Genomic DNA, 21675 nt, shown 5'->3' with positions numbered 1-21675 from the left:
CGGCACCATCAGCCCCGAAACGAGCCTACGCCGCAGCGCCTCTCCGGCCTGCCCCGGGGAAGTTTTCAGCCCGTCCGGCGTTTGAGGACGAGGCGCGAAGCGCCGATCGGGGGCGGACCGTCCCACCCGAAGGGAACACGCACCCCCGGGGTCCAGGGGCGCAGCCCCGGTTTCGGGAAGGGGCGGGACTGGGGCGCACCGCGAGGCCCTAACACCCACCCCACCCCACCGGCAAACTCCCCACCCCCCAATCCCCCTTTCGGGTTTCGATCGTCGGGCTTTCCGGGCATGCCGTCCACCGTCCGTACAGGCTGGTGACCCCACCCGCACACCCGGAGGACAGCCATGAGCAGCCCCCCGCCCCTCGCCGGAGGCCCCCAGGGCCCCGCCGCCCTGCGGCCACTGCTCGCGACGGTCCTCGACGCGCTGGCGGCGGGCGCGGAGGCCCGCGGCGGCCCCCTGCCGCCCGGCGGCCCGGACGCCGTGGCGGCCAGGGTCAGGGAGGCGGCGGGCGACCTGCTGCCGGAGCGGGGCACGGGCGGGGAAGAGGCGCTGCGCGCGATCGTGGGCGCGGTCGGCGAGGGCGCGGCGGACCCCGCGGACCCCCTGTGCGCGGCACACCTGCACTGCCCACCCCTGGCCCTCGCGGTGGCCGCGGACCTCGCCGCGTCCGCCCTGAACCCGTCCATGGACTCCTGGGACCAGGCCCCCGCCGCGTCCGCCCTCGAAGCACTCCTCACCGAGGCGATCGCCACCGAGGTCCACGGCGAGGGCGGCGACGCCCTCGTCACGACCGGCGGCACCGAGTCCAACCAACTCGCCCTGCTCCTGGCCCGCGAACGGGCCGCCGCCCACGGCCACCCCCTGCACCTCCTCGTCGGCGCCAACGCCCACCACTCGCTGCGCCGCGCCGCCTGGCTCCTCGGCCTGCCCGAGCCCGTCACCGTGCCCGCGCCCGCCGGCGTACTGGACCCGGCCGCCCTCGACGAGGCCCTCAGCGAACTCCCGGGCAGGCGCGGCCACTTCCTCGTCGCCGCCACCGCGGGCACCACTGACGCCGGCCTCATCGACCCGCTCACGGACATCGCCGACCTGTGCGCGGGCCACGGCGCCCGGCTGCACGTCGACGCCGCCTACGGCGCGGGCCTGCTCTTCAGCGACACCCGCAGGACCAGGCTCCACGGCCTCGACCGCGCCGACAGCGTCGCCCTCGACCTGCACAAACTCGGCTGGCAACCGGCGGCAGCCGGACTCCTCACCGTCCGCGACCCCGCCGACACCGCCGTCCTCGGCCACCGCGCCGACTACCTCAACGCCGACGACGACACCGAAGCCGGACTGCCCGACCTCCTCGGCCGCTCCCTGCGCACCACCCGCCGCCCCGACGCCCTGAAGATCGCCGTCACCCTCAAGGCCCTGGGCCGCACGGGACTCGGTGACCTGGTCGACCAGGTCTGCGACCATGCAAGGGAGTTCGCCGACCTCGTCGCCGACCACCCCGGCTTCGAGCTGTACGACAAACCGGCCATCAGCACCGTCCTGTTCCGGCCCACCGACGCCGACGACGACCACATCGCCCACGTACGGAGGAAACTCCTGGGCGACGGCACCGCCGTCCTCGGCCGCGCCCAGCTCGACGGCCGCCGCTGGCTCAAAGTGACGCTGCTCAACCCGCACACCCGCACCGAAGACCTCGCGGCCCTGCTCACGCTCGTGGAAGGAACCACTCCCCGATGACGGCGACGCCCGAACAGCCCGCCCGGCCGCCCCAGGCGCCCGTCGGCCCCACCGCACCCCGCGACCTGGTCGGCATCGGCATCGGCCCGTTCAACCTGTCCCTCGCCGCCCTCGCCCAGCCCCTGGACGGCCTCGACACCGCCTTCTACGAACAGCGGCCCTCCTTCCACTGGCACCCCGGCCTCCTCATCGACGGCGCCACCCTCCAAGTTCCCTTCCTCGCCGACCTGGTGACCCTCGCCGACCCCGCGAACCCCTGGTCGTTCCTCAGCTACCTGCGCGCCCGCGAACGCCTCTTCCCCTTCTACTTCGCCGAGCGCTTCCACATCCAGCGCGCCGAGTACGACGCCTACTGCCGCTGGGTCAGCGAGAACCTGCCCGCGCTCCACTTCGGCCACCAGATCGACGCCGTCCGCTGGAACCCCGAACGCGGCCTCTTCGAGGTCGACTTCACCCAGCTCGACGCCGAAGGCGAAGCCGAGGCCCTCGGCCGCACCCACGCCCGCAACATCGCCATCGGCGTCGGCACCGCCCCCTACGTACCCGAACCCCTGCGGCCCCTCGCCGACGCCCCCACCGTCCCGGTCGTCCACGCCGCCGACTACCTGCTGCACCGCGACCGCTTCCTCGCCGCCGAACACATCACCGTCATCGGCTCGGGACAGTCCGGCGCCGAAGTCTTCCTCGACCTGCTCCGGCACCGCCCGCCCGGCGCCGAACGACTCCACTGGCTGGCCCGCACCCCCGCCTTCGCCCCCATGGAGTACTCCAAGCTCGGCCTGGAACACTTCACCCCCGACTACACCCGCTACTTCCACGCCCTGCCCGAACCCGTCCGCGACCGACTCGTCCCCGGCCAGTGGCAGCTCCACAAGGGCATCGACGCCGACACCATCGCCGCCATCCACGACGAGCTGTACCAACGCTCCCTGCACGGCGGCTGGCCCGACGCCGTCCTCACGCCCGGCGTCGCCGTCCGCACCGCCGGACGCGTCGGAGCCACCCGCGTCGAACTCCACCTGGAACACCTCGAACAGGGCAGCCGCTCCCGCATCACCACCGACGCCGTCATCCTCGCCACCGGCTACAAGGAACGCCCCCTCGACCAGCTCCTCGCCGGACTCGACCCCTACATGCGCCGCGACTCCTCCGAGCGCCCCCGCATCGACGAGCAGTACCGCCTGGTCCTCGACCCCTCCGTCACCGGCACCGGCAGCAACATCTACGTCCAGAACGCCGAACGCCACACCCACGGCGTCGGCGCCCCCGACCTCGGCCTCGCCGCCTGGCGCAGCGCCACCATCCTCAACACCCTCACCGGCAAGAACCCCTACCCGCTGCCGGACCGCACCGCCTTCACCAGCTTCGGCCTCGCCGACCCCCGCCCCCGCACCCCGGACCGGGGCGCCGCCACCGCCCACCCCAACCTCGTACGCCTCAAGAACTGACGCCGCGCCGCCGCACCTTCGGCACGCCCAGCTCCCTGAGCGCGCCCACCGGCGCCACCACCCGCCGCGACCGGGGGCACGACCACACGGCCGCACCCCCGGTCACCGACGCGTCCAGCGGATGCGACGCCGGATGGTCCGGGCACTCCGGCCACGTCGCGGGCAGCAACTGCGCGGCCAGCGCCTCCACCGCCCAGTCCTTCACCTGCTCCGCGAGACTCGCCACCTGCTCGGCGGGGTCCGCGCCCTCCGGCACCGAGACCCCCACCCCCGAGCCGTCGGCCTCGTAGAGCACGACCAGCGGTTCGTCGTCGAAGTCCAACTCCTCACGGACGATCGGCCGCACCGCGCACGTCGCCTTCAGATCGCGCTCCACGACGGCCAGCGCCACGGCCAGTTCCTCGTTCATACGACCGAGGCTAGACCTCAGAACACCGGCGTGCCCTCGCGGGTCAGCCGCCAGCCCACCGCCGCGAACTCCGCCGGATCCACGGTCCCCTTCGCCTTCACCCAGGAAATGATCGTGTTGCGGATCTCGTCGGAATTCGCCCACACCTGCTTCGCCGCCGCCACGTGCGGGAAATTACCGCCGCCGCTCGCCCGATAGTTGTTCACCGCGAGGACGAATTCCGCCTTCGGGTCGAGGTCCTTCCCTTCGAATTGCAGCTTCGTGATCCGGGACCCCGCCGACTGCGCGATGTCGATGTCGTACGTCACTCCGTACAGCGCGTCGTAGTTGTAGTCCGGAATGCTGTCCGCGTTCGTCAGCTTCGCCGGATCCACCGGCGCGCCCGCCGCCGTCCGCACGTAATAGCGCGCCGAGAACTCCAGATAGTCCTTCAACTGCGCACCCGTGATCACCCGCGCTTCGAGGGTGTTCTCGAACGGATACAGACCCGCCGCGTCCCGGATCGTCACCTCGCCCGCCGGGATCTTCGCCGTGCGCGAGAAGCAGGAGGCCTGGGAGAGGACCGGCAGCTTCGCATACGCGCCGCCCGCGAGCGCCGCCTTCACCGTCTCCGCCTGCACATGGCTGATCAGGTCGATGATCGCGACGTCCTTGTACGGGCCCTCGGCCGTGCTCATCGCCTCCTTCGAGGTGCCGATGACCTGGTTCACGTACGCCACGACCTTCTTGTGCTCGTCCCCGAGCAGCCGCGTGATCCGCCGGTCCTCCGCCGCCGTGTTGGAGTTCAGGACCTTCGCGCCCGCCTTCACCACCCGCCAGCGGCCCTTCGACCACTCCACGTCGAAGTCGAACAGCGTGAGGCGCTGCCCCCACTTCAACGGCTCGGACAGCACCACCTTCTTGCCCGTCTTCTTGTTCTCCACCAGATACTCGGGAATCTCCGTGTGCGCGTGCCCCACCAGAATCGCGTCGATCCCCGGCACCTGCTCCGCCACCAACGCCGCCGCGTTCTCGATGTACGGCAACTGGTCCCCGTACGACGACGTGCCGCTCGACCCCGAATGCGCCGACACGATCACCACGTCCGCGCCCATCGAACGCAGCCGCGGCACCCACTTCGCCGCCTGCTCCTCAAGACCGGGGAACGTCATCTTCCCCTGGACGTTCGCCTTGTCCCAGATCGCGATTCCCGGATTCGTCAGACCGAGCACCGCGACCCGCACATCACGGCCGTGCGGTGTGCGAAGGCGGTGCATGCTGTACGGAGCGAACGCGGGCCGCTGCGTCTTCGCGTCCAGCGCGTTCGCGCCGAGCAGCGGGAAGTCGCACTGCTCCTCGAACTTCCGCAGCACCGGAATGCCGTAGTTGAACTCGTGATTGCCGAGCGCCGCCGCGTCATAGCCGATCGCGTTCATCGCCTGCGCCATCGGATGCACCGGACCCCGCGCGGCCGTGATCGGGTCGACCTTCGCGTAGTAGTACGACAGCTGGGTGCCCTGGATCGTGTCACCCGCGTCGATGAGGAGGGTGTTGCGGCGGCCCTTCTCCTTGCGGACCTGGTTCACCAGCGTGGAGATCTTCGCCAGGCCCACGTCGTTGTGGTCCTTGTCGTCGAACTCCTTGTCCGTGAAGTAGTCCCAGTTGAAGACATTCCCGTGCAGGTCGGTCGTGCCCATCACCGTGAACGAGTAACGCCGAGGCCGCTTGCCCGGACGGGCCGCGTCCGGCGCCACGGCCGCGTCGGCCGCCGGGGCCGTCACCGCACCCGCGAGCGCCACCCCCGCACCCGTCGCGGCGGACCGACCCAAAAACTTCCGGCGGTTCAGTGGCATCTCGGCTTCCTCCAACATGTCGTACGACATCGGCGAACAGGGGTAACGCGCGTAGATTCTGACCCGCCCGACCAGCTCGCGACAGACCCGCCAGGTTTCGATCCGATGACTGTCCGGTACCCGCCACCGGTGCGAGAGTGGGCCCATGACCACCGACGAGCCCCAGCAGAGCGTCCCCTACGGCACCCCCGAGGCCCCCCGCCTCGCCGTCCGCGGCGAAGCCCACCTCGAAGTCGACCCCGAGATCGCCCGCATCGGCATCACCGTCAGCGCCCGCGGCACCGACCGCCGCGACGCCCTCGCCGACCTCACCCGCCGCAACGCCACCGTCATCGACCTCGTCAAGACCTACGGCGAGGCCGTCGAACGCGTCGAGACCGGCTCCTTCTCCGTCACCCCCGAACTCACCAAACGCGGCAAGGGCGAACGCGTCCGCACCTACCACGGCCGCGTCCACATCACCGCCGAGCTCAGCGACTTCACCGCCCTCGGGGAACTCACCACCCGCATCGCCGACTTGGACCTCACCCACGTCAACGGCCCCTGGTGGTCCCTGCGCCCCGACTCGCCCGCCCACCGCCGCGCCCGCCAGGAAGCGGTCAAGGAGGCCGTCCAGCGCGCCCGCGAATACGCCGACGCCCTCGGCACCGGCCTCGCCGCCCTCGTCGAGATCGCCGACATCGGCGCCGACAACGCCCCCTACCCGCCGTTCGGCGGCGGCCCCGCCGCCCCCGGCATGGCCCGCGCCGCCTACGGCGCCGCCCCCGAAGCCGCCGCCCCCCTCGACCTCGAACCCCAGCGCCAGTCCGTCTACGCCCAGGTCAACGCGCGCTTCACCATGAACCCGCCGCGCCTCTGAACAGCACGGCATTCGGCCACGCTGAGCAACCGCAACCATCGCAACTGTGACCCCACGACGCCCCGTTGACCTCTGAACGCGCTCATCAGAGCGAGCGCCCGCACACTTCAACACTTGTCAAGACCCTTTCACGCAAAGGACGTTGAGTAGTCATGTGCGACCAAACCTCTACCCGTCAGTAAGGCCTAGGCTCGACGCATGCGCCGAGCGAAAATCGTTTGCACCCTGGGACCCGCCACCGACTCCTACGACCAGATCAAGGCCCTGGTCGAGGCCGGAATGGACGTGGCACGCTTCAACCTCAGCCACGGCACCTACGCCGACCACGAGGAGCGTTACCAGCGCGTGCGCAAGGCCGCCGACGAGCTCGGCCGCAGCGTCGGCGTCCTCGCCGACCTTCAAGGCCCGAAGATTCGCCTCGGCCGCTTCCACGAGGGGCCCGTACTGCTCGAACGCGGCGACGAGTTCACCATCACCGTCGAACCCGACACCCAGGGTGACCGCCAGCTCTGCGGCACCACCTACGCCGGTCTCGCCGACGACGTCACCCCCGGCGAGCGCATCCTCGTCGACGACGGCAAGGTGACCCTCGAGGTCACCGCCGTCGAAGGCCCCCGCGTCACCACCACCGTCATCGAAGGCGGCATGGTCTCCGACCACAAGGGCCTCAACCTCCCCGGCGTCGCCGTCTCCGTCCCCGCGCTCTCCGACAAGGACGAGGCCGACCTCCGCTGGGCCCTCAACACCGGCTTCGACGTCATCGCCCTGTCCTTCGTCCGCAGCGGACGCGACATCGAGGACGTCCACCGCATCATGGACGAGGAGAGCCGACGCCTCCCCGTCATCGCCAAGGTCGAGAAGCCCCAGGCCGTCGACAACATCGACGACATCGTCGCCGCCTTCGACGGCATCATGGTCGCCCGCGGCGACCTCGGCGTCGAAATGCCCCTGGAGCAGGTCCCGATCGTCCAGAAGCGCGCCATCAAGCTGGCCAAGCGCAACGCCAAGCCGGTGATCGTCGCGACGCAGATGCTCGACTCGATGATCGACAACTCCCGGCCCACCCGCGCCGAGGCCTCCGACGTCGCCAACGCCGTCATCGACGGCACCGACGCCGTGATGCTCTCCGGCGAGACCAGCGTCGGGAAGTACCCCATCGAGACGGTCCGCACCATGGGCCGCATCGTCGAGGCCGCCGAGGAGGACATCCTCGCCAAGGGCCTGCCGCCCCTCACCGAGCGCAGCAAGCCCCGCACCCAGGGCGGCGCCGTCGCCCGCGCCGCCGCCGAGATGGGCGACTTCCTCGGCGCCAAGTTCCTCGTCGCCTTCACCCAGTCCGGCGACACCGTCCGCCGCCTCTCCCGCTACCGCTCACCCATCCCCCTGCTCGCCTTCACCCCCGTCACCGCCACCCGCTCCCAGCTCAACCTCACCTGGGGCGTGGAGACCTTCCTCGGCCCGCACGTCGAGTCCACCGACGCGATGGTCCAGCAGGTCGACGAGCAGCTCCTGAAGATCGGCCGCTGCCAGAAGGGCGACATCGTCGTCATCACCGCCGGCTCGCCCCCCGGCGTCGCGGGCTCCACCAACCTGGTCCGCATCCACCGCATCGGCGAGGACGACAGCCCGCAGTGAGTTCGACCACTCTGTGCCACTGATCGTGGCACCGTGTAGCAAAAAGCGGATGTTCACGAGATCGTGAACATCCGCTTCTGTTTCGGTGCCGGGTGCGGGATTCGAACCCGCAAGCCCTCTCAGGCAGAGGTGTTTGAGACCTCCGTGTATACCGTTCCACCAACCCGGCCAGACACCTCGCGAAGCATACCGGGTCTCCGTGCGGCGTCGCAGCTAGGTACCCTGACGAGGCAGTGCACCTGCCATGAACGAGGAGCCCCCGTGACCACCCCCGAGTCGCCCGAGCCCGCCGACGTGTCCGACGACCAGTCGCACGTTCCGCCGCTGACGACCCGTGTCGTCATCGCCGAGGACGAGGCCCTCATCCGGCTCGACCTCAAAGAGATGCTGGAGGAGGAGGGCTACACCGTCGTCGGTGAGGCCGGTGACGGTGAGAAGGCCATCGAGCTGGCCCGTGAGCACAAGCCGGACCTCGTCATCCTGGACGTGAAGATGCCCGTCCTCGACGGGATCTCCGCGGCGGAGAAGATCGCCGAGGAGTCCATCGCCCCGGTGCTGATGCTCACCGCGTTCTCGCAGCGCGACCTGGTCGAGCGGGCCCGCGACGCCGGCGCCATGGCGTACCTGGTGAAGCCGTTCAGCAAGAGCGACGTGGTGCCCGCCATCGAGATGGCGGTGTCCCGCTTCACGGAGCTGAAGGCCCTGGAGCAGGAGGTCGCGGACCTCACCCAGCGTCTGGAGACCCGCAAGCTGGTCGACCGCGCGAAGTCGATCCTCCAGACGGAGTACGGCCTGACGGAGCCCGCCGCGTTCCGCTGGATCCAGAAGACGTCGATGGACCGCCGCCTGTCGATGCAGCAGGTCGCGGAGGCGGTCATCGAGGACGCGGAGGAGAAGAAGGCGGCAAAGGGCTGAGGCTTCTGGCCCCTGGGCCTTGAGCGGTGAAGAGGGCGGTCACCCCGGTGTCGGGGTGACCGCCCTCTTCGTCGCTCCTTTGGCTGTCGGCCTGTGGGGGCTGGGCGCGCAGTTCCCCGCGCCCCTTACGGGGCCCCCGGGGTGGGACTAGTCCTCACCCAGGTACGCCTTGCGGACCGACTCGTCGTGCAGGAGGTCCTGGCCCGTTCCGGACAGGACGATGTTGCCGACCTCCATCACGTGACCGTGGTCCGCGAGGGACAGCGCGGCCTGGGCGTTCTGCTCGACGAGCAGGATGGTGGTGCCCTGGGCCTTGAGTTCGCTGATGGTCTGCATGATCTTCTGCATCATGATCGGCGAGAGCCCCATGGAGGGTTCGTCGAGCATGAGGAGCTTGGGCCGGGACATCAGGGCGCGCCCCATGGCGAGCATCTGCTGTTCGCCGCCGGAGAGGGTGCCCGCGGCTTGCTTGCGGCGTTCTCCGAGGATGGGGAAGAGGTCGTAGGCGCGTTGGATGTCCTTCTCGATGCCTGCCTTGTCGTCGCGGAGGTAGGCGCCGAGTTGGAGGTTCTCGGTGATGGTGAGCCGGGGGAAGATGTGCCGGCCTTCGGGTGAGTGGGCGAGGCCGAGCGCGACGATCTTGTGGGCGGGGATGCCGTTGAGCGGCTGCCCGTCGAACATGATCTTTCCGGCGAGTGGTTTGAGGAGGCCGGAGAGGGTGCGCAGGGTGGTGGTCTTGCCGGCGCCGTTGGTGCCGATGAGGGTGACGACCTGCCCGGCTTCGACGCTGAAGGAGATGCCCTTGACGGCTTCGATCTTGCCGTAGGCGACCCTGAGGTCCTCGACCTCGAGCAGTGTGGTCACAGGCTCTTTCCTTCCGAACCGGTGGTGCGGGTACCGGAGTTGTCGGTACCGGTGGTGCCCGGCGCGGCGCCCGGTTCATCGCTGGGCGAGTCGCTGGGCGCGGCCGCCGCTTCGGCTTCCGCCTCGGCCGCCTCGACTTCGGCGACTTCGGCGGCGCCGGGGGCGCCTTCGAAGGGGGTGCCGAGGTAGGCGGCGACGACGCGTTCGTCGGCCTGGACGACTTCGGAGGTGCCTTCGACGAGTTTCTCGCCCTGGACGAGGACGGCGACGCGGTCGCAGAGGTTGAAGATGAACCGCATGTCGTGCTCGATGACGAGGACGGCGATGCCCTGGTCGCGGATGGCGAAGACGAGTTCCTCGGCGGCCCGGGTCTCCTGCGGGTTCATGCCCGCGGTGGGTTCGTCGAGGAGGAGCAGTCCGGGTTCGCTGGCGAGTGCGCGGGCGATCTCCAGCTTGCGCTGTTCGCCGTAGGGGAGGTTGCGGGAGAGGTGGTCGGCCTTGTGGGCGAGGCCGATGAATTCAAGGAGTTCCATCGCCCTCGCGTGCGAGGCGGCTTCGGCCTTCTTGAATCCGGGGCCGCGGAGCAGCGCCGACCAGAGGCCTTCCTTGGTCCTGGTGTGGCGTCCGACGAGGACGTTCTCCAGGACGGTCATGTTGGCGAAGAGCCGGATGTTCTGGAAGGTGCGGGCGATGCCGGCGTCGGTGACGAGGTGGGGTTTGGCGGGCAGCACGGTGCCCTTGTACGAGACCTTGCCCTCGGTGGGGACGTACAGACCGGTGAGGCAGTTGAAGAAGGTGGTCTTGCCGGCGCCGTTGGGTCCGATGAGGCCGACGATCTCGCCGCTGTTGACGGTGAGGTCGACGGAGCGCACGGCGGTGAGGCCGCCGAAGCGCATGGTGACGCCGCTGGCTTCGAGGACGGTCGTGGTGGTTGTGGTGGTCATGGTGGTCACGCCCCCGCCTTGCTGGCGCCGACGGTTCCTTCGGGCAGTTTCTGCTGGTCGGGTACGTCGAGTTGGTCGGTCTCGTGGAACTCGAGCTGTGCGCGCTTGTTGGCGACGAGGCCTTCGGGCCTGAAGCGCATGAGCAGGATGAGCGCGAGGCCGAACAGCAGCAGCTGGTAGTCCTCGAGGAACTGGAGTTTGGCCGGGATGAGGTAGAGCAGGGCCGCGCCGATGAGGGGTCCGCTGATGGTGCCCATGCCGCCGAGGATGACGGCGGCGAGCAGGAAGGCGGAGTTCGGCGGCACGGTGTTGGCGAAGAGGTACTGCTCGGGGGTGATGCTGTACGAGACGTGTGCCTGCACGGTGCCGGCGAAGCCGGCGAGGGTGGCGCCGAGGGCGAAGGCGATGAGCTTCACGCGGAAGCCGTTGATGCCCATGGCGGTGGCGGCGGTCTCGTCCTCGCGGATGGCGACCCAGGCGCGGCCGATGCGGGATTCCCCGGAGCGGCGGAAGACCAGGACGACGACGGCGGTGAAGAACAGCATCAGCAGGTAGTAGTTGGCGGGCCTGCTGAGCGTGAAGCCGAGGACTTCGTGTTCGACGCCGAGGTTCCAGCCCAGGATCTCCAGGTCGGGGATGTTGGGGATGCCCTGGGCGCCGTTGGTGAGGTCGGGTCCCGCGCTGCCGTTCAGGTTGTTCATGGTGATGCGGAAGATCTCGCCGAAGCCCAGGGTGACGATGGCGAGGTAGTCGCCGCGCAGCCGCAGGGTGGGGGCGCCGATGATGACGCCGAAGATCAGCGAGGCGGCGGCGCCGGCGAGGACGGCGGCCCAGAAGGGGAAGTGGACGTCGAAGGTGGACGCGGGCGATCCGGAGACGAGGGCGGCGGTGTAGGCGCCGACGCCGAGGAAGGCGACGTATCCGAGGTCGAGGAGTCCGGCGAGGCCGACGACGACGTTCAGGCCGAGGGCGACGGTGGCGAAGATGAGGATGTTGACGCCGATGAGGGCGTAGCTCGCGTCGCTCTGGGTGAAGGGGAACATGGCCGCCGCGACGATGGCGGCGGTGAAGGTGACGTTGCGGTGTTTGGTGGTGAGCGTGTTGAGCCGGGGGATGAGTCCGGCCCGGTTGAGCGCGGTGGCGCCGAAGATGGTGGTGATGAGGAAGCCGATGAAGAGTTCGGAGTAGGCCTCGATGCCGTAGGCGAAGACGTAGAGGCCGATGCCGAACGCGACGGCGATGATGAGGATCTCGACCCAGTCGGGCAGGGTCTTGGCGCGCTTGGGCGCGGGTGCCTTGAGGCTGGCGCGGAACCGTTCCCAGGGGCTCTGGTGGGGTTCGTCGGCGGGCAGGTCGGAGGGGAGTCCGAGGGCGCCGACGGTGGCGACGAGCGCGCCGATGCCGGAGACCCAGGCGCCGGGTTCGAGGTTGACGATGCCGCCGAGGTGTTCGGCGATGGCGCCCATGGTGTAGCCGGTGGCGCCGAGGACGCCGAGGCTGAGCAGGACGACGGGGCTGTTGGTGCCGCCGGGGGTGAGCCAGCCGAGGCCGCGGATGCCCTGGCCGGAGAGGGTGAAGAGCAGGGTGAGGGCGGCGCCGACGAGGGTGACGACCTGGAGGCCGCCGGGGTAGCCGGTGACGGTGAGGTCGCCGGGGAAGGCGGTGGTCCACGTCCAGGCGAGGAAGGTGCCGACGAGGGCCGCGGCGGAGCCGGCGTAGACGGCGATGCGGGCGATGTGCGGGGGGATGGGGAGGGTGGAGGTGGGGAGGGCGGCGGGGGTCTTGGCCGTGCCGCCGGTGTTCCCCGTGCCTCCCGGGTTCCCGGAGTTCTTGGTGGTGTTGGTGGTCATGGGTATCACGCCCGATCCGCGACGCGTTCGCCGAGTAGGCCTTGGGGCCTCAGGAGCAGGACGAGGATGAGGAGGGCGAAGGCCCACACGTCCTTCCAGGCGCCGCCGCCGAACTGTTCCATGCCGGGCACGTCGGCCATGTAGCCGGTGGCGAGGGCTTCGGCGACGCCGAGGACGATGCCGCCGAGCATGGCGCCGTAGATGTTGCCGATGCCGCCGAGCACGGCTGCGGTGAAGGCCTTGAGGCCCATGATGAAGCCCATTTTGAAGCCGACCTGGCCGTTGTGCAGGCCGTAGCCGACGGCTGCGATGGCGGCGAACGCGGCACCGATGGCGAAGGCCATGACGATGATGCGGTCGGTGTTGATGCCCATGAGCTTGGCGGTGTCGGGGTCCTGCGCGGTGGCCTGCATGCCGCGGCCGGTGCGGGTCTTGTTGACGTAGTACGCGAGGGCGAGCATGCACAGCGGGGCGGCGAGGATGAGGAAGAAGTCGCCGCGCTGGATGTCGGCGCCGAAGATGTGCACGGGGTCGCCGCTGAACTGCGGGAACGTGCGGTCCTTCTTGGCGTCGGGGTACCACTTCCAGACGGCCTGCTGGAGCAGGATGGACAGGCCGATGGCGGTGATGAGGGGTGCCAGGCGTGGGGCGCCGCGCAGGGGGCGGTAGGCGAAGCGTTCCGCCGCGGTGCCGACGGCGACGGAGACGATGATGCCGCCGATGATCATGAGTGGGATCGCGGCGAGCAGCGAGAATCCGTCGGGGAGCCACAGGAAGACGGTGAGGGCGCCGAAGCCCCCGACCATGAAGATCTCGCCGTGGGCGAAGTTGATGAGCTGGACGATTCCGTAGACCATCGTGTAGCCGATCGCGATGAGACCGTACATCGCGCCGAGGATGAGTCCATTGGCCAGCTGTTGCGGCAGTTCGTTCACCGCAGGGCCTCCGTTGGTTCGGATATGGCACCGCGCGGGAGCGCTGGTAGCGCTTCCCGCGCGGTCTTGAGTCAATGGGTGTGCGTGGGATTTACCGGGGCTTGTAGGCCTCGCTGAACTTCGATCCCCACTTGTTGTTCTTGATCTCGTACGCGGTCATCATCGTGTTCGTGGTGTCGCCGTACTGGTCGAAGGAGACGCTGCCGGTGACGCCGTCGAACTTGACCTTGCTCATGCTGGCGAGGACCTTCTCGCGGGCGTCGGAGGGGAGCTTTCCGTCGTTTTCGTCGACGGCGAGCTTCACGGCTTCGATGATCGCCCAGGTGGCGTCGTAGGTGCCGCCACCGTAGGTCTCCATGTTTTCCTTGTAGTTCTTGTTGTATTCCGCGATGAACTTCTTCGCGGAGGGGAGTTCCTCGACGGGGGCGCCGACGGAGGTGCCGAGGTCGCCTTCGGCCTTCTTGTTGAGCTTCGGGAACTCGTCGCTCTTCATGCCGTCGCCGCCCATGAGCGGGATCTTGGCGCCGGATTCCTTGAGCTGCTGGCTGAGGGGGGCCGCGGCGGGGTATTCGCCGCCGTAGTAGACGGCTTGGGCGCCGGTGCCCTTGACCTTGGAGGTGACGGACTTGAAGTCGCGGTCCTCGGGGTTGACGTGGTCGGAGCCGACGATCTTGCCGCCGAGGTCGGTGAAGGTGTCCTTGAAGGACGCGGCGAGGCCGGCGCCGTAGGTCTTCTGGTCGTCGATCAGATAGACCTTCTTGATCTTCGCCTTCTGGAACAGGTACTGGGCGGCGAACTGGCCCTGGACCTGGTCGGTGGTGGCGGTGCGGAAGAAGGTCTTGAACTGACGCTTCTTGTCGCCCTTCTTCCAGCCGTCGCCCTGGGTCAGCTCGGTGCCGGTGTTGGCGGGCGAGATCTGGGTGAGGTTGGCGTCGTTGAAGGGCTTCTGCATCGACTGGGAGACGCTGGAGTTCAGGGGGCCGACGACGCCGATGACGTCCTTGTTGCTGATGAACTTCTGCGCGTTCTGGCCGCCGACGGAGGGCTGGGCCTGGTCGTCGAGGGGCTCCAGCTCGAACTTGACGCCGTCGACCGTGTTCTCCTTGTTGGCGGTCTTGACGGCGAGCTCGGCGGAGTTGCGCATGCCGATGCCCAGCGCGGAGAGGTCGCCGGTCAGCGGGGCGTCGAAGCCGATGGTGACGGTGGTCTTGTCGCCGCCGTTGTCGCTGGAGTCCTTGTCCTTGTCGCGCGACCCGCAGGCGGTGAGGGTGAGTGCCCCCGTGGTCAACACCGTGGTGAGGATGAGCGCGGAACGGTTTCGCACGATGGGTCCTTTCCCTGGCGCGGTCCCCTCTGCGGAGGAGCCGTGAAGATCGCCGGGCCGTACTGGTGGTGGTACCGGGCCGTGCAATTCAGTTCGCGCCCGGCGGCGCGGTGACTGGCCGTGACTCTAAGGGGGCAATTGATCCAGGTGGAGTGGTCGAGCCAAGGCTGTGACGCTCTTGTTATGACACGGAGTATTCCGCGCTGGAACGCAGGGGTCGGTTGTGGCGGAATATGCACGCTTCGGCAGATGTCGCCCCCGGAAACCAGCAGGACCGTTAAGTGGTTTCACTCATGACAGCCGTGTTCGGGGGGTATGCGGAGCCGAACGCCCGGAAATGATCTTTTGCGTCGCGTGGCGTGCTTCCGGCGGGTCGCGAGGGGATTGCGCGTGCATTACGCAGCGTTACTTGGGAGAAAAGGGAGCCCGGCATTCCGTGCCACTTTTCCGCTTTCGCGAATGTGCGCGGTCAGGAGTGTTTTTGCGTAGCACTCCTGTTTTTGAGGTGAAGACCACGGTGTGCGCACGGCAGTGCCGGGTGGCGCCGGTGCGGCGCGCTCTGGATACGGTTGGTGACGACGCGTGTCCGCTATCCGGGCGGTGTCGGGGCCGGGGGGCCGGTCCCGTAGGACCGTGCGGACGCCGGGAGTTGGGCGGGGCGGGCGCCAGGAGGCGGGCGGAGCGGGCGCGTCCGCCCGAGCGCTACCAGGGATTTCCGCCGGGGCCGCCGTCGCGGTAGCGAACAGTGCACTTCTCCCGTGCCTGGCGCTGCATCAGTTTCCGGCCCGCGGCGGCCCCGTGGCGCTCGCGCTCGGCCCGCGCGGCCTTCAGGAGGGGGTGCGAGGGGCGGAGCCTGCTTGGCCTCATGCGGTGACGCCAGGTCGGGGCGCCCGCTCCGGCAATGGCCGGGCGCCCCCTTCCGGACCGGAGAACCCGGGGCCCGGGCCTCGGATCCCGAGCCGTGGATCTGAGGCCGTGGATCTCAGGCCTCAGGCCGGGGAGCCGCCGTCGGGCCCCTCGATGCCGGGCATCGCGTCGACCGGCCGCAGCAGGCACGTCAGGCGCGCGGTGCACACCCGCTTGCCGTCCTCGTCGCTGATGACGATCTCGTACGTCGCCGTGGAGCGCCCCCGGTGCACGGGCGTGGCCACGCCCGTGACCAGGCCCGAGCGCGCGCCGCGGTGGTGCGTGCAGTTCAGGTCGACGCCCACGGCGATCTTCTTGCTGCCGCCGTGCAGCATCGAGCCGACCGACCCGAGCGTCTCGGCGAGGACCGCGGACGCGCCGCCGTGCAGCAGGCCGTACGGCTGGGTGTTGCCCTCGACGGGCATGGTGCCGACCACGCGGTCGGCGGCGGCCTCCAGGATCTGCACGCCCATGCGCCTGCCGAGGTTCCCGGCGGAGAACAGGGCGGGCAGGTCCACGCCGAGCGCGGCGTACTCGTCGATGACCTCTTGCGGGAACTTCGTCGTGTGCTGCTCGCCCATCGGGCCGTGCTCCGTTCGTCGACGCCACCTGACAACAACCGCGGCGGCCACCGCGGCGGCGCGCCCGTCGCTGAGCGAACGCTCAGTCGGTCGCCGATTGTTCCAGGCGTACGACCACGGACTTGCTGGCGGGGGTGTTGCTGGTGTCGGCCGTGGCGTCCAGCGGCACCAGCACATTGGTCTCCGGGTAGTACGCCGCCGCACAGCCACGCGCCGTCGGGTAGTGCACGACGCGGAAGCCCGGCGCGCGCCGCTCGACGCCGTCCTGCCACTCGCTGACCAGGTCGGTGTACGAGCCGTCGGCGAGGCCGAGCTCGCGGGCGTCGTCGGGGTTGACCAGGACGACGCGGCGGCCGTTCTTGATGCCTCGGTAGCGGTCGTCCAGGCCGTAGATCGTGGTGTTGTACTGATCGTGGGAGCGCAGCGTCTGGAGCAGCAGGCGCCCCTCGGGCAGGGCCGGGTACTCGACGGGCGCGGCCGTGAAGTTGGCCTTGCCGGTGGCCGTGGGGAAGCGGCGCTCGTCGCGCGGGGCGTGGGGGAGGGCGAAGCCGCCCGGGTCGGCCACGCGGGCGTTGAAGTCCTCGAAGCCGGGGACCACGCGCGCGATGCGGTCGCGCACCGTGGCGTAGTCCTTCTCGAACTCCTCCCACGGCGTCGCCGACTCCGGGCCGAGGACGCGCCGCGCGAGACGGCACACGATCGCGGGCTCGGACAGCAGCTGCGGGCTCGCCGGATCGAGGCGCCCGCGCGAGGCGTGCACCATGCCCATGGAGTCCTCGACGGTCACGAACTGCTCGCCGCTGCCCTGGAGGTCGCGTTCGGTGCGGCCGAGGGTGGGCAGGATCAGGGCGCGCGCGCCGGTGATCGCGTGCGAGCGGTTGAGCTTCGTCGACACGTGCACCGTCAGCCGGGCGCGCCGCATCGCCGCCTCCGTGACCTCCGTGTCGGGCGACGCCGACACGAAGTTGCCGCCCATCGCGAAGAACACCTTCGCCTCGCCGTCGCGCAGCGCCCGGATGGCACGGACGACGTCCAGGCCGTGGTGGCGCGGCGGCGCGAACCCGAACTCCTTCTCCAGGGCGTCAAGGAACGCGGGCGCGGGCCGCTCGAAGATGCCCATCGTGCGGTCGCCCTGCACGTTGGAGTGGCCGCGCACCGGGCACACGCCCGCGCCGGGCCGCCCGATGTTGCCCCGCAGGAGCAGGAAGTTGACGACCTCGCGGATCGTGGGCACCGCGTGCTTGTGCTGGGTGAGGCCCATCGCCCAGCACACCACCGTGCGCTTCGAGGCGAGCACCATGCGCAGCGCCTCCTCGATGCGGGCGCGGTCCAGGCCGGTCGCCGTGAGCGTCTCGTCCCAGTCGGCGGCGCGCGCGGCGGCGGCGAACTCCTCGTACCCATGGGTGTGCTCGCGTACGAACTCCTCGTCCACCGCTCCCTGCGTCTCCAGGACGAGCTTGTTGAGGAGGCGGAAGAGGGCCTGGTCGCCGCCGAGGCGGATCTGCAGGAACAGGTCGGTGAGGGCGGTGCCCTTGAGCATGCCCTGCGGGGTCTGCGGGTTCTTGAACCGCTCCAGGCCCGCCTCGGGCAGCGGGTTCACCGTGATGATCCTCGCGCCGTTGTGCTTCGCCTTCTCCAGGGCGGAGAGCATGCGCGGGTGGTTCGTGCCCGGGTTCTGCCCGGCGACGATGATCAGGTCCGCCTTGTAGAGGTCTTCGAGGAGGACGCTGCCCTTGCCGACGCCGAGGGTCTCGGTGAGGGCCGAGCCCGACGACTCGTGGCACATGTTCGAGCAGTCGGGGAGGTTGTTCGTGCCCAGCTCGCGCGCGAACAGCTGGTACAGGAACGCCGCTTCGTTGCTGGTGCGGCCCGAGGTGTAGAAGAGCGCCTCGTCGGGCGAGCCGAGGGCGGCCAGCTCCTCGGCGACGATGTCGAAGGCCCGCTCCCACGGCACCGCCTCGTAGCGGTCGGAGCCCTCCGCCAGATACATGGGGTGGGTGAGGCGGCCCTGCTGGCCCAGCCAGTACCCACTGCGGGTGGCGAGGTCGGAGACCGGGTGCGCGGCGAAGAAGTCCGGCGTGACCCGGCGCAGCGTCGCCTCCTCCGCGACCGCCTTCGCGCCGTTCTCGCAGAACTCCGCCTTGTGTCGGTGCTCCGGCTCGGGCCAGGCGCAGCCGGGGCAGTCGAAGCCGTCCTTCTGATTGACGCGAAGGAGCGTCAGCGCCGTGCGCCGCACGCCCATCTGCCGCTGTGCGACGCGCAGGGTGTGACCGATGGCGGGCAGCCCGGCCGCTGCGTGCGGGGCGTCCGTGACCTGCGGCGCGTCCTGGACCGGATCACCCTTGGGCGGCTTGCTTGCCATGGCCTGCTCCTCTTCGAGCGCATACGTGACCTACGTCTCCGATCCTCCCACGCAGGGCTGACACAGCGGCCGGGCGGGCTCGGGATGACCGGAGTGTCAGTGGGGCGTGGCAGGATCGGGTGCGTGGCAGAAACAGCAGCGAAGAAGAAGTCCGCGGCCGTCGACAAGACGGCGAAGAAGGCGACCCCGGCCGAGGGCGGGCGCCCGCGCCTGCTCCTGATGGACGGGCACTCCTTGGCGTACCGGGCGTTCTTCGCGCTGCCCGCCGAGAACTTCACGACGGCGACGGGCCAGCCGACGAACGCGATCTACGGCTTCGCGTCGATGCTGGCGAACACGCTGCGCGACGAGGCGCCCACGCACTTCGCGGTGGCCTTCGACGTCTCGCGCAAGACCTGGCGCTCCGAGGAGTTCACGGAGTACAAGGCGAACCGCTCCAAGACCCCCGACGAGTTCAAGGGCCAGGTCGAGCTGATCGGCGAGCTGCTCGACACGATGAACGCCGTGCGGTTCGCCGTCGACGGCTTCGAGGCCGACGACGTCATCGCGACGCTCGCCACGCAGGCCGAGGCGGCGGGCTTCGAGGTCCTGATCGTCACCGGCGACCGCGACTCCTTCCAGCTGATCACCGAGCACGTGACGGTCCTGTACCCCACCAAGGGCGTCTCGGAGCTGACGCGCTTCACGCCGGAGAAGGTCGAGGAGAAGTACGGCCTGACGCCCGCGCAGTATCCGGACTTCGCGGCGCTGCGCGGCGACCCGTCGGACAACCTCCCGGGCATCCCCGGCGTCGGCGAGAAGACGGCCGCGAAGTGGATCAACCAGTTCGGTTCGTTCGCGGAGCTGGTCGAGCGCGCCGAGGAGGTCAAGGGCAAGGCCGGGCAGAACTTCCGCGACCACCTGGACGCCGTGAAGCTCAACCGCCGCCTGACCGAGATGGTCCGCGACGTGGAGCTGCCCAAGGGCGTCGACGACCTGGCCCGCGCTCCGTACGACCGCAAGGGCCTCGCGATGGTCCTGGACACCCTGGAGATCCGCAACCCCTCGCTGCGGGAGCGGCTGCTCGCCGTCGACCCGGGCGCCGAGGAGGTCGAGGAGGCACCGGCCGCCGAAGGCATCGACCTGGACGGCTCGGTGCTCGGCTCCGGCGAGCTCGCGCCCTGGCTCGCCGAGCACGGCAAGGCCGTCCTCGGCGTGGCCACGGTCGACTCCTGGCAGCTCGGCACCGGCTCCGTCACCGAGGTCGCGCTCGCCGCGAATCAGGAGGTGCAGCCCGCAGGGCTTCCCCAGAAGGGCGGTGGCGGGCGACGGGCGGGCGGGGCGGCCGCCTGGTTCGACCCGGCGCGGCTCGACGAGGCCGACGAGAACGCCTTCGCGGCCTGGCTCGCCGACGCGGACAGGCCCAAGGTCATGAACAACGCCAAGGGCGTCATGCGGGTCTTCGCCGAGCACGGCTGGAGCGTCGCCGGCGTCACCATGGACACCGCCCTCGCCGCGTATCTGGTCAAGCCCGGGCGCCGCTCCTTCGACCTGGACGCGCTGTCCCTGGAGTATCTGGGCCGCGAGCTGGTGCCCGCGGCGGCCGACGGACAACTGGCCTTCGGCACTGAGGACGAGGAAGGCGCCGAGGCCGACGCGCTGATGGTGCGGGCCCGCACCATCCTCGACCTGGGCACGGCCTTCGGCGAGCGCCTCAAGGAGGTCAACGCCGCCGGTCTCCTCACGGACGTCGAGCTGCCCACGTCCACGCTCCTGGCCCGCCTGGAGCGGCACGGCATCGCGGCCGACCGGGCGCATCTGGAGTCCATGGAGCAGCAGTTCGCGGGCGCCGTGCAGCAGGCCGTGAAGGAGGCGCACGCGGCCGCGGGCCACGAGTTCAACCTGGGCTCGCCCAAGCAGCTCCAGGAAGTCCTCTTCGGCGAGCTGGGCCTGCCCAAGACGAAGAAGACGAAGACGGGGTACACCACGGACGCCGACGCCCTCGCGTGGCTCGCCGCCCAGACGGACAACGAACTCCCCGTGATCATGCTCCGCCACCGCGAGCAGGCCAAGCTCCGCGTCACCGTCGAGGGCCTGGTCAAGTCCATCGCCGCGGACGGCCGCATCCACACGACGTACAACCAGACGGTGGCCGCCACCGGCCGCCTGTCGTCGACGGACCCGAACCTGCAGAACATCCCCGTGCGCACCGACGAGGGCCGGGCGATCCGCCGCGGCTTCGTCGTCGGCGAGGGCTTCGAGTCCCTCATGACCGCCGACTACAGCCAGATCGAACTGCGCGTCATGGCCCACCTGTCGGAGGACGCGGGCCTCATCGAGGCGTTCACCTCCGGCGAGGACCTGCACACCACCGTCGCCTCGCAGGTGTTCGGCGTGGAGCGCTCCGGCGTCGACGCGGAGATGCGCCGCAAGATCAAGGCCATGTCGTACGGCCTGGCGTACGGCCTCTCGGCCTTCGGCCTGTCCGGGCAGCTCGGCATCGAGGCGGGCGAGGCACGTGCCCTGATGGACACCTACTTCGAGCGCTTCGGCGGGGTGCGCGACTATCTGCGCCGCGTCGTCGACGACGCCCGCGCCACGGGGTACACGGAGACGATGCTCGGCCGCCGCCGCTATCTCCCCGACCTCAACAGCGACAACCGGCAGCGGCGCGAGATGGCCGAGCGGATGGCGCTGAACGCGCCGATCCAGGGCACGGCGGCCGACATCGTCAAGATCGCCATGCTGAACGTGGACCGTGCGCTGAGCGAGGCGGCGCTGGCCTCGCGGATGCTGCTCCAGGTCCACGACGAAATCGTGCTCGAGATCGCTCCGGGGGAGCGGGCCGCTGTGGAGGAGCTGGTGCGGCGGGAGATGTCCGGAGCGGTTTCGCTGCGAGCGCCGTTGGATGTGTCGGTGGGCGTCGGTCCCGACTGGGAGTCGGCCGCGCACTAGCCTCCGGCTGGGGTTCGGGGTGCCTCTGGGCGTGGGGCTTCTGGTTCCGTTGCCCGGGGGCGCCCCCGATCGCGCTGCGCGCTCGTCCTCAATCGCCGGACGGGCTCGATTCGGGGTTGCTGTCGGTCGTGCTGTGCGCT

Annotated in this window: 16 protein-coding genes and 1 tRNA gene; 6 read left to right on the top strand and 11 right to left on the bottom strand. The window is 69.9% G+C overall.

The window, feature by feature from the left end:
* Positions 1 to 345: 345 nt before the first annotated feature.
* The gene (locus ACFVHO_RS07365) at positions 346 to 1737 is read left to right on the top strand and encodes a pyridoxal phosphate-dependent decarboxylase family protein (RefSeq protein ID WP_385711131.1); all 1392 of its coding nucleotides are present in this window, start codon (positions 346 to 348) and stop codon (positions 1735 to 1737) included.
* A complete protein-coding gene (locus ACFVHO_RS07360) occupies positions 1734 to 3185 on the top strand; it encodes a lysine N(6)-hydroxylase/L-ornithine N(5)-oxygenase family protein (RefSeq protein ID WP_385711130.1) in 1452 nt (483 codons plus the stop codon). Before ACFVHO_RS07365 ends, ACFVHO_RS07360 begins: the two co-directional genes overlap by 4 nt.
* On the opposite strand, the gene ACFVHO_RS07355 is transcribed toward ACFVHO_RS07360, so the two are convergent.
* Positions 3175 to 3594: a hypothetical protein gene (locus ACFVHO_RS07355; RefSeq protein WP_385711128.1), complete on the bottom strand. Its 420-nt coding sequence runs from the start codon at positions 3592 to 3594 to the stop codon at positions 3175 to 3177. The two genes, ACFVHO_RS07360 and ACFVHO_RS07355, sit on opposite strands and share 11 nt — an antisense overlap.
* Positions 3595 to 3611: 17 nt before the next feature.
* Positions 3612 to 5426 carry a bifunctional metallophosphatase/5'-nucleotidase gene (locus tag ACFVHO_RS07350; RefSeq protein WP_385711126.1) on the bottom strand — a complete coding sequence of 605 codons (1815 nt, stop codon included), beginning with the start codon at positions 5424 to 5426 and terminating at the stop codon, positions 3612 to 3614.
* Positions 5427 to 5571: 145 nt separating this feature from the next.
* Here ACFVHO_RS07350 and ACFVHO_RS07345 point away from each other — a divergent pair, with 145 nt between their 5' ends.
* Both ACFVHO_RS07345 and pyk read left to right on the top strand, forming a co-directional pair.
* Positions 5572 to 6285 carry an SIMPL domain-containing protein gene (locus tag ACFVHO_RS07345; RefSeq protein WP_385711124.1) on the top strand — a complete coding sequence of 238 codons (714 nt, stop codon included), beginning with the start codon at positions 5572 to 5574 and terminating at the stop codon, positions 6283 to 6285.
* Between the two features lie 198 nt (positions 6286 to 6483).
* Positions 6484 to 7920: a pyruvate kinase gene (pyk, locus tag ACFVHO_RS07340; protein WP_385711122.1), complete on the top strand. Its 1437-nt coding sequence runs from the start codon at positions 6484 to 6486 to the stop codon at positions 7918 to 7920.
* A gap of 86 nt (positions 7921 to 8006) precedes the next feature.
* Here the strand turns inward: pyk and ACFVHO_RS07335 are convergent.
* Positions 8007 to 8089 (bottom strand) — tRNA-Leu (locus tag ACFVHO_RS07335).
* 92 nt (positions 8090 to 8181) lie between these two features.
* On the opposite strand from ACFVHO_RS07335, the gene ACFVHO_RS07330 reads away from it, so the two are divergent.
* On the top strand, positions 8182 to 8835 hold the full coding sequence (locus ACFVHO_RS07330; RefSeq protein WP_385711120.1) for an ANTAR domain-containing response regulator: 654 nt from the start codon (positions 8182 to 8184) through the stop codon (positions 8833 to 8835).
* A 147-nt stretch (positions 8836 to 8982) separates the two neighbouring features.
* Here ACFVHO_RS07330 and ACFVHO_RS07325 read toward each other — a convergent pair whose 3' ends face one another.
* The 8 genes from ACFVHO_RS07325 to ACFVHO_RS07290 form a co-directional block, all read right to left on the bottom strand.
* Positions 8983 to 9699 (bottom strand): ABC transporter ATP-binding protein, encoded by a 717-nt coding sequence (locus tag ACFVHO_RS07325; RefSeq protein ID WP_380851588.1) that lies wholly within the window; start codon positions 9697 to 9699, stop codon positions 8983 to 8985.
* Complete coding sequence (locus tag ACFVHO_RS07320) at positions 9696 to 10643, bottom strand: ABC transporter ATP-binding protein (protein ID WP_385711118.1); 948 nt, start codon at positions 10641 to 10643, stop codon at positions 9696 to 9698. Before ACFVHO_RS07320 ends, ACFVHO_RS07325 begins: the two co-directional genes overlap by 4 nt.
* A 5-nt stretch (positions 10644 to 10648) precedes the next feature.
* Entirely contained in the window at positions 10649 to 12493 is a 1845-nt protein-coding gene (locus ACFVHO_RS07315) for a branched-chain amino acid ABC transporter permease (protein WP_385711117.1), read from the bottom strand.
* Between the two features lie 5 nt (positions 12494 to 12498).
* Positions 12499 to 13428 carry a branched-chain amino acid ABC transporter permease gene (locus ACFVHO_RS07310; protein ID WP_385711115.1) on the bottom strand — a complete coding sequence of 310 codons (930 nt, stop codon included), beginning with the start codon at positions 13426 to 13428 and terminating at the stop codon, positions 12499 to 12501.
* A 91-nt stretch (positions 13429 to 13519) separates the two neighbouring features.
* Complete coding sequence (locus ACFVHO_RS07305; protein WP_385711113.1) at positions 13520 to 14752, bottom strand: branched-chain amino acid ABC transporter substrate-binding protein; 1233 nt, start codon at positions 14750 to 14752, stop codon at positions 13520 to 13522.
* 702 nt (positions 14753 to 15454) lie between these two features.
* The gene (locus ACFVHO_RS07300) at positions 15455 to 15619 is read right to left on the bottom strand and encodes a hypothetical protein (protein WP_385711111.1); all 165 of its coding nucleotides are present in this window, start codon (positions 15617 to 15619) and stop codon (positions 15455 to 15457) included.
* A 122-nt stretch (positions 15620 to 15741) separates the two neighbouring features.
* The gene (locus tag ACFVHO_RS07295) at positions 15742 to 16239 is read right to left on the bottom strand and encodes a PaaI family thioesterase (protein WP_385711109.1); all 498 of its coding nucleotides are present in this window, start codon (positions 16237 to 16239) and stop codon (positions 15742 to 15744) included.
* 82 nt (positions 16240 to 16321) lie between these two features.
* On the bottom strand, positions 16322 to 18601 hold the full coding sequence (locus tag ACFVHO_RS07290) for an FdhF/YdeP family oxidoreductase (RefSeq protein ID WP_385711107.1): 2280 nt from the start codon (positions 18599 to 18601) through the stop codon (positions 16322 to 16324).
* 123 nt (positions 18602 to 18724) lie between these two features.
* Between ACFVHO_RS07290 and polA the strand changes: the two genes are divergently transcribed.
* Entirely contained in the window at positions 18725 to 21535 is a 2811-nt protein-coding gene (polA, locus tag ACFVHO_RS07285; RefSeq protein WP_385711105.1) for a DNA polymerase I, read from the top strand.
* Positions 21536 to 21675 lie beyond the last annotated feature (140 nt).

Origin of the sequence: Streptomyces sp. NPDC127108 (assembly GCF_042677545.1) — a bacterium.
Lineage (GTDB): Bacteria > Actinomycetota > Actinomycetes > Streptomycetales > Streptomycetaceae > Streptomyces.
The sequence above is the reverse complement of the archived record's forward strand: the minus strand, read 5'-3'. Positions and strand labels throughout refer to the sequence as shown.

Excerpts from the sequence above, each read along its gene's own strand:
- ACFVHO_RS07365 (WP_385711131.1), top strand. The coding sequence starts at position 346 with ATGAGCAGCCCCCCGCCCCTCGCCGGAGGCCCCCAGGGCCCCGCCGCC.
- ACFVHO_RS07360 (WP_385711130.1), top strand. The coding sequence starts at position 1,734 with ATGACGGCGACGCCCGAACAGCCCGCCCGGCCGCCCCAGGCGCCCGTC.
- ACFVHO_RS07355 (WP_385711128.1), bottom strand. The coding sequence starts at position 3,594 with ATGAACGAGGAACTGGCCGTGGCGCTGGCCGTCGTGGAGCGCGATCTG.
- ACFVHO_RS07350 (WP_385711126.1), bottom strand. The coding sequence starts at position 5,426 with ATGCCACTGAACCGCCGGAAGTTTTTGGGTCGGTCCGCCGCGACGGGT.
- ACFVHO_RS07345 (WP_385711124.1), top strand. The coding sequence starts at position 5,572 with ATGACCACCGACGAGCCCCAGCAGAGCGTCCCCTACGGCACCCCCGAG.
- pyk (WP_385711122.1), top strand. The coding sequence starts at position 6,484 with ATGCGCCGAGCGAAAATCGTTTGCACCCTGGGACCCGCCACCGACTCC.
- ACFVHO_RS07320 (WP_385711118.1), bottom strand. The coding sequence starts at position 10,643 with ATGACCACCACAACCACCACGACCGTCCTCGAAGCCAGCGGCGTCACC.
- ACFVHO_RS07315 (WP_385711117.1), bottom strand. The coding sequence starts at position 12,493 with ATGACCACCAACACCACCAAGAACTCCGGGAACCCGGGAGGCACGGGG.
- ACFVHO_RS07300 (WP_385711111.1), bottom strand. The coding sequence starts at position 15,619 with ATGAGGCCAAGCAGGCTCCGCCCCTCGCACCCCCTCCTGAAGGCCGCG.
- ACFVHO_RS07295 (WP_385711109.1), bottom strand. The coding sequence starts at position 16,239 with ATGGGCGAGCAGCACACGACGAAGTTCCCGCAAGAGGTCATCGACGAG.
- ACFVHO_RS07290 (WP_385711107.1), bottom strand. The coding sequence starts at position 18,601 with ATGGCAAGCAAGCCGCCCAAGGGTGATCCGGTCCAGGACGCGCCGCAG.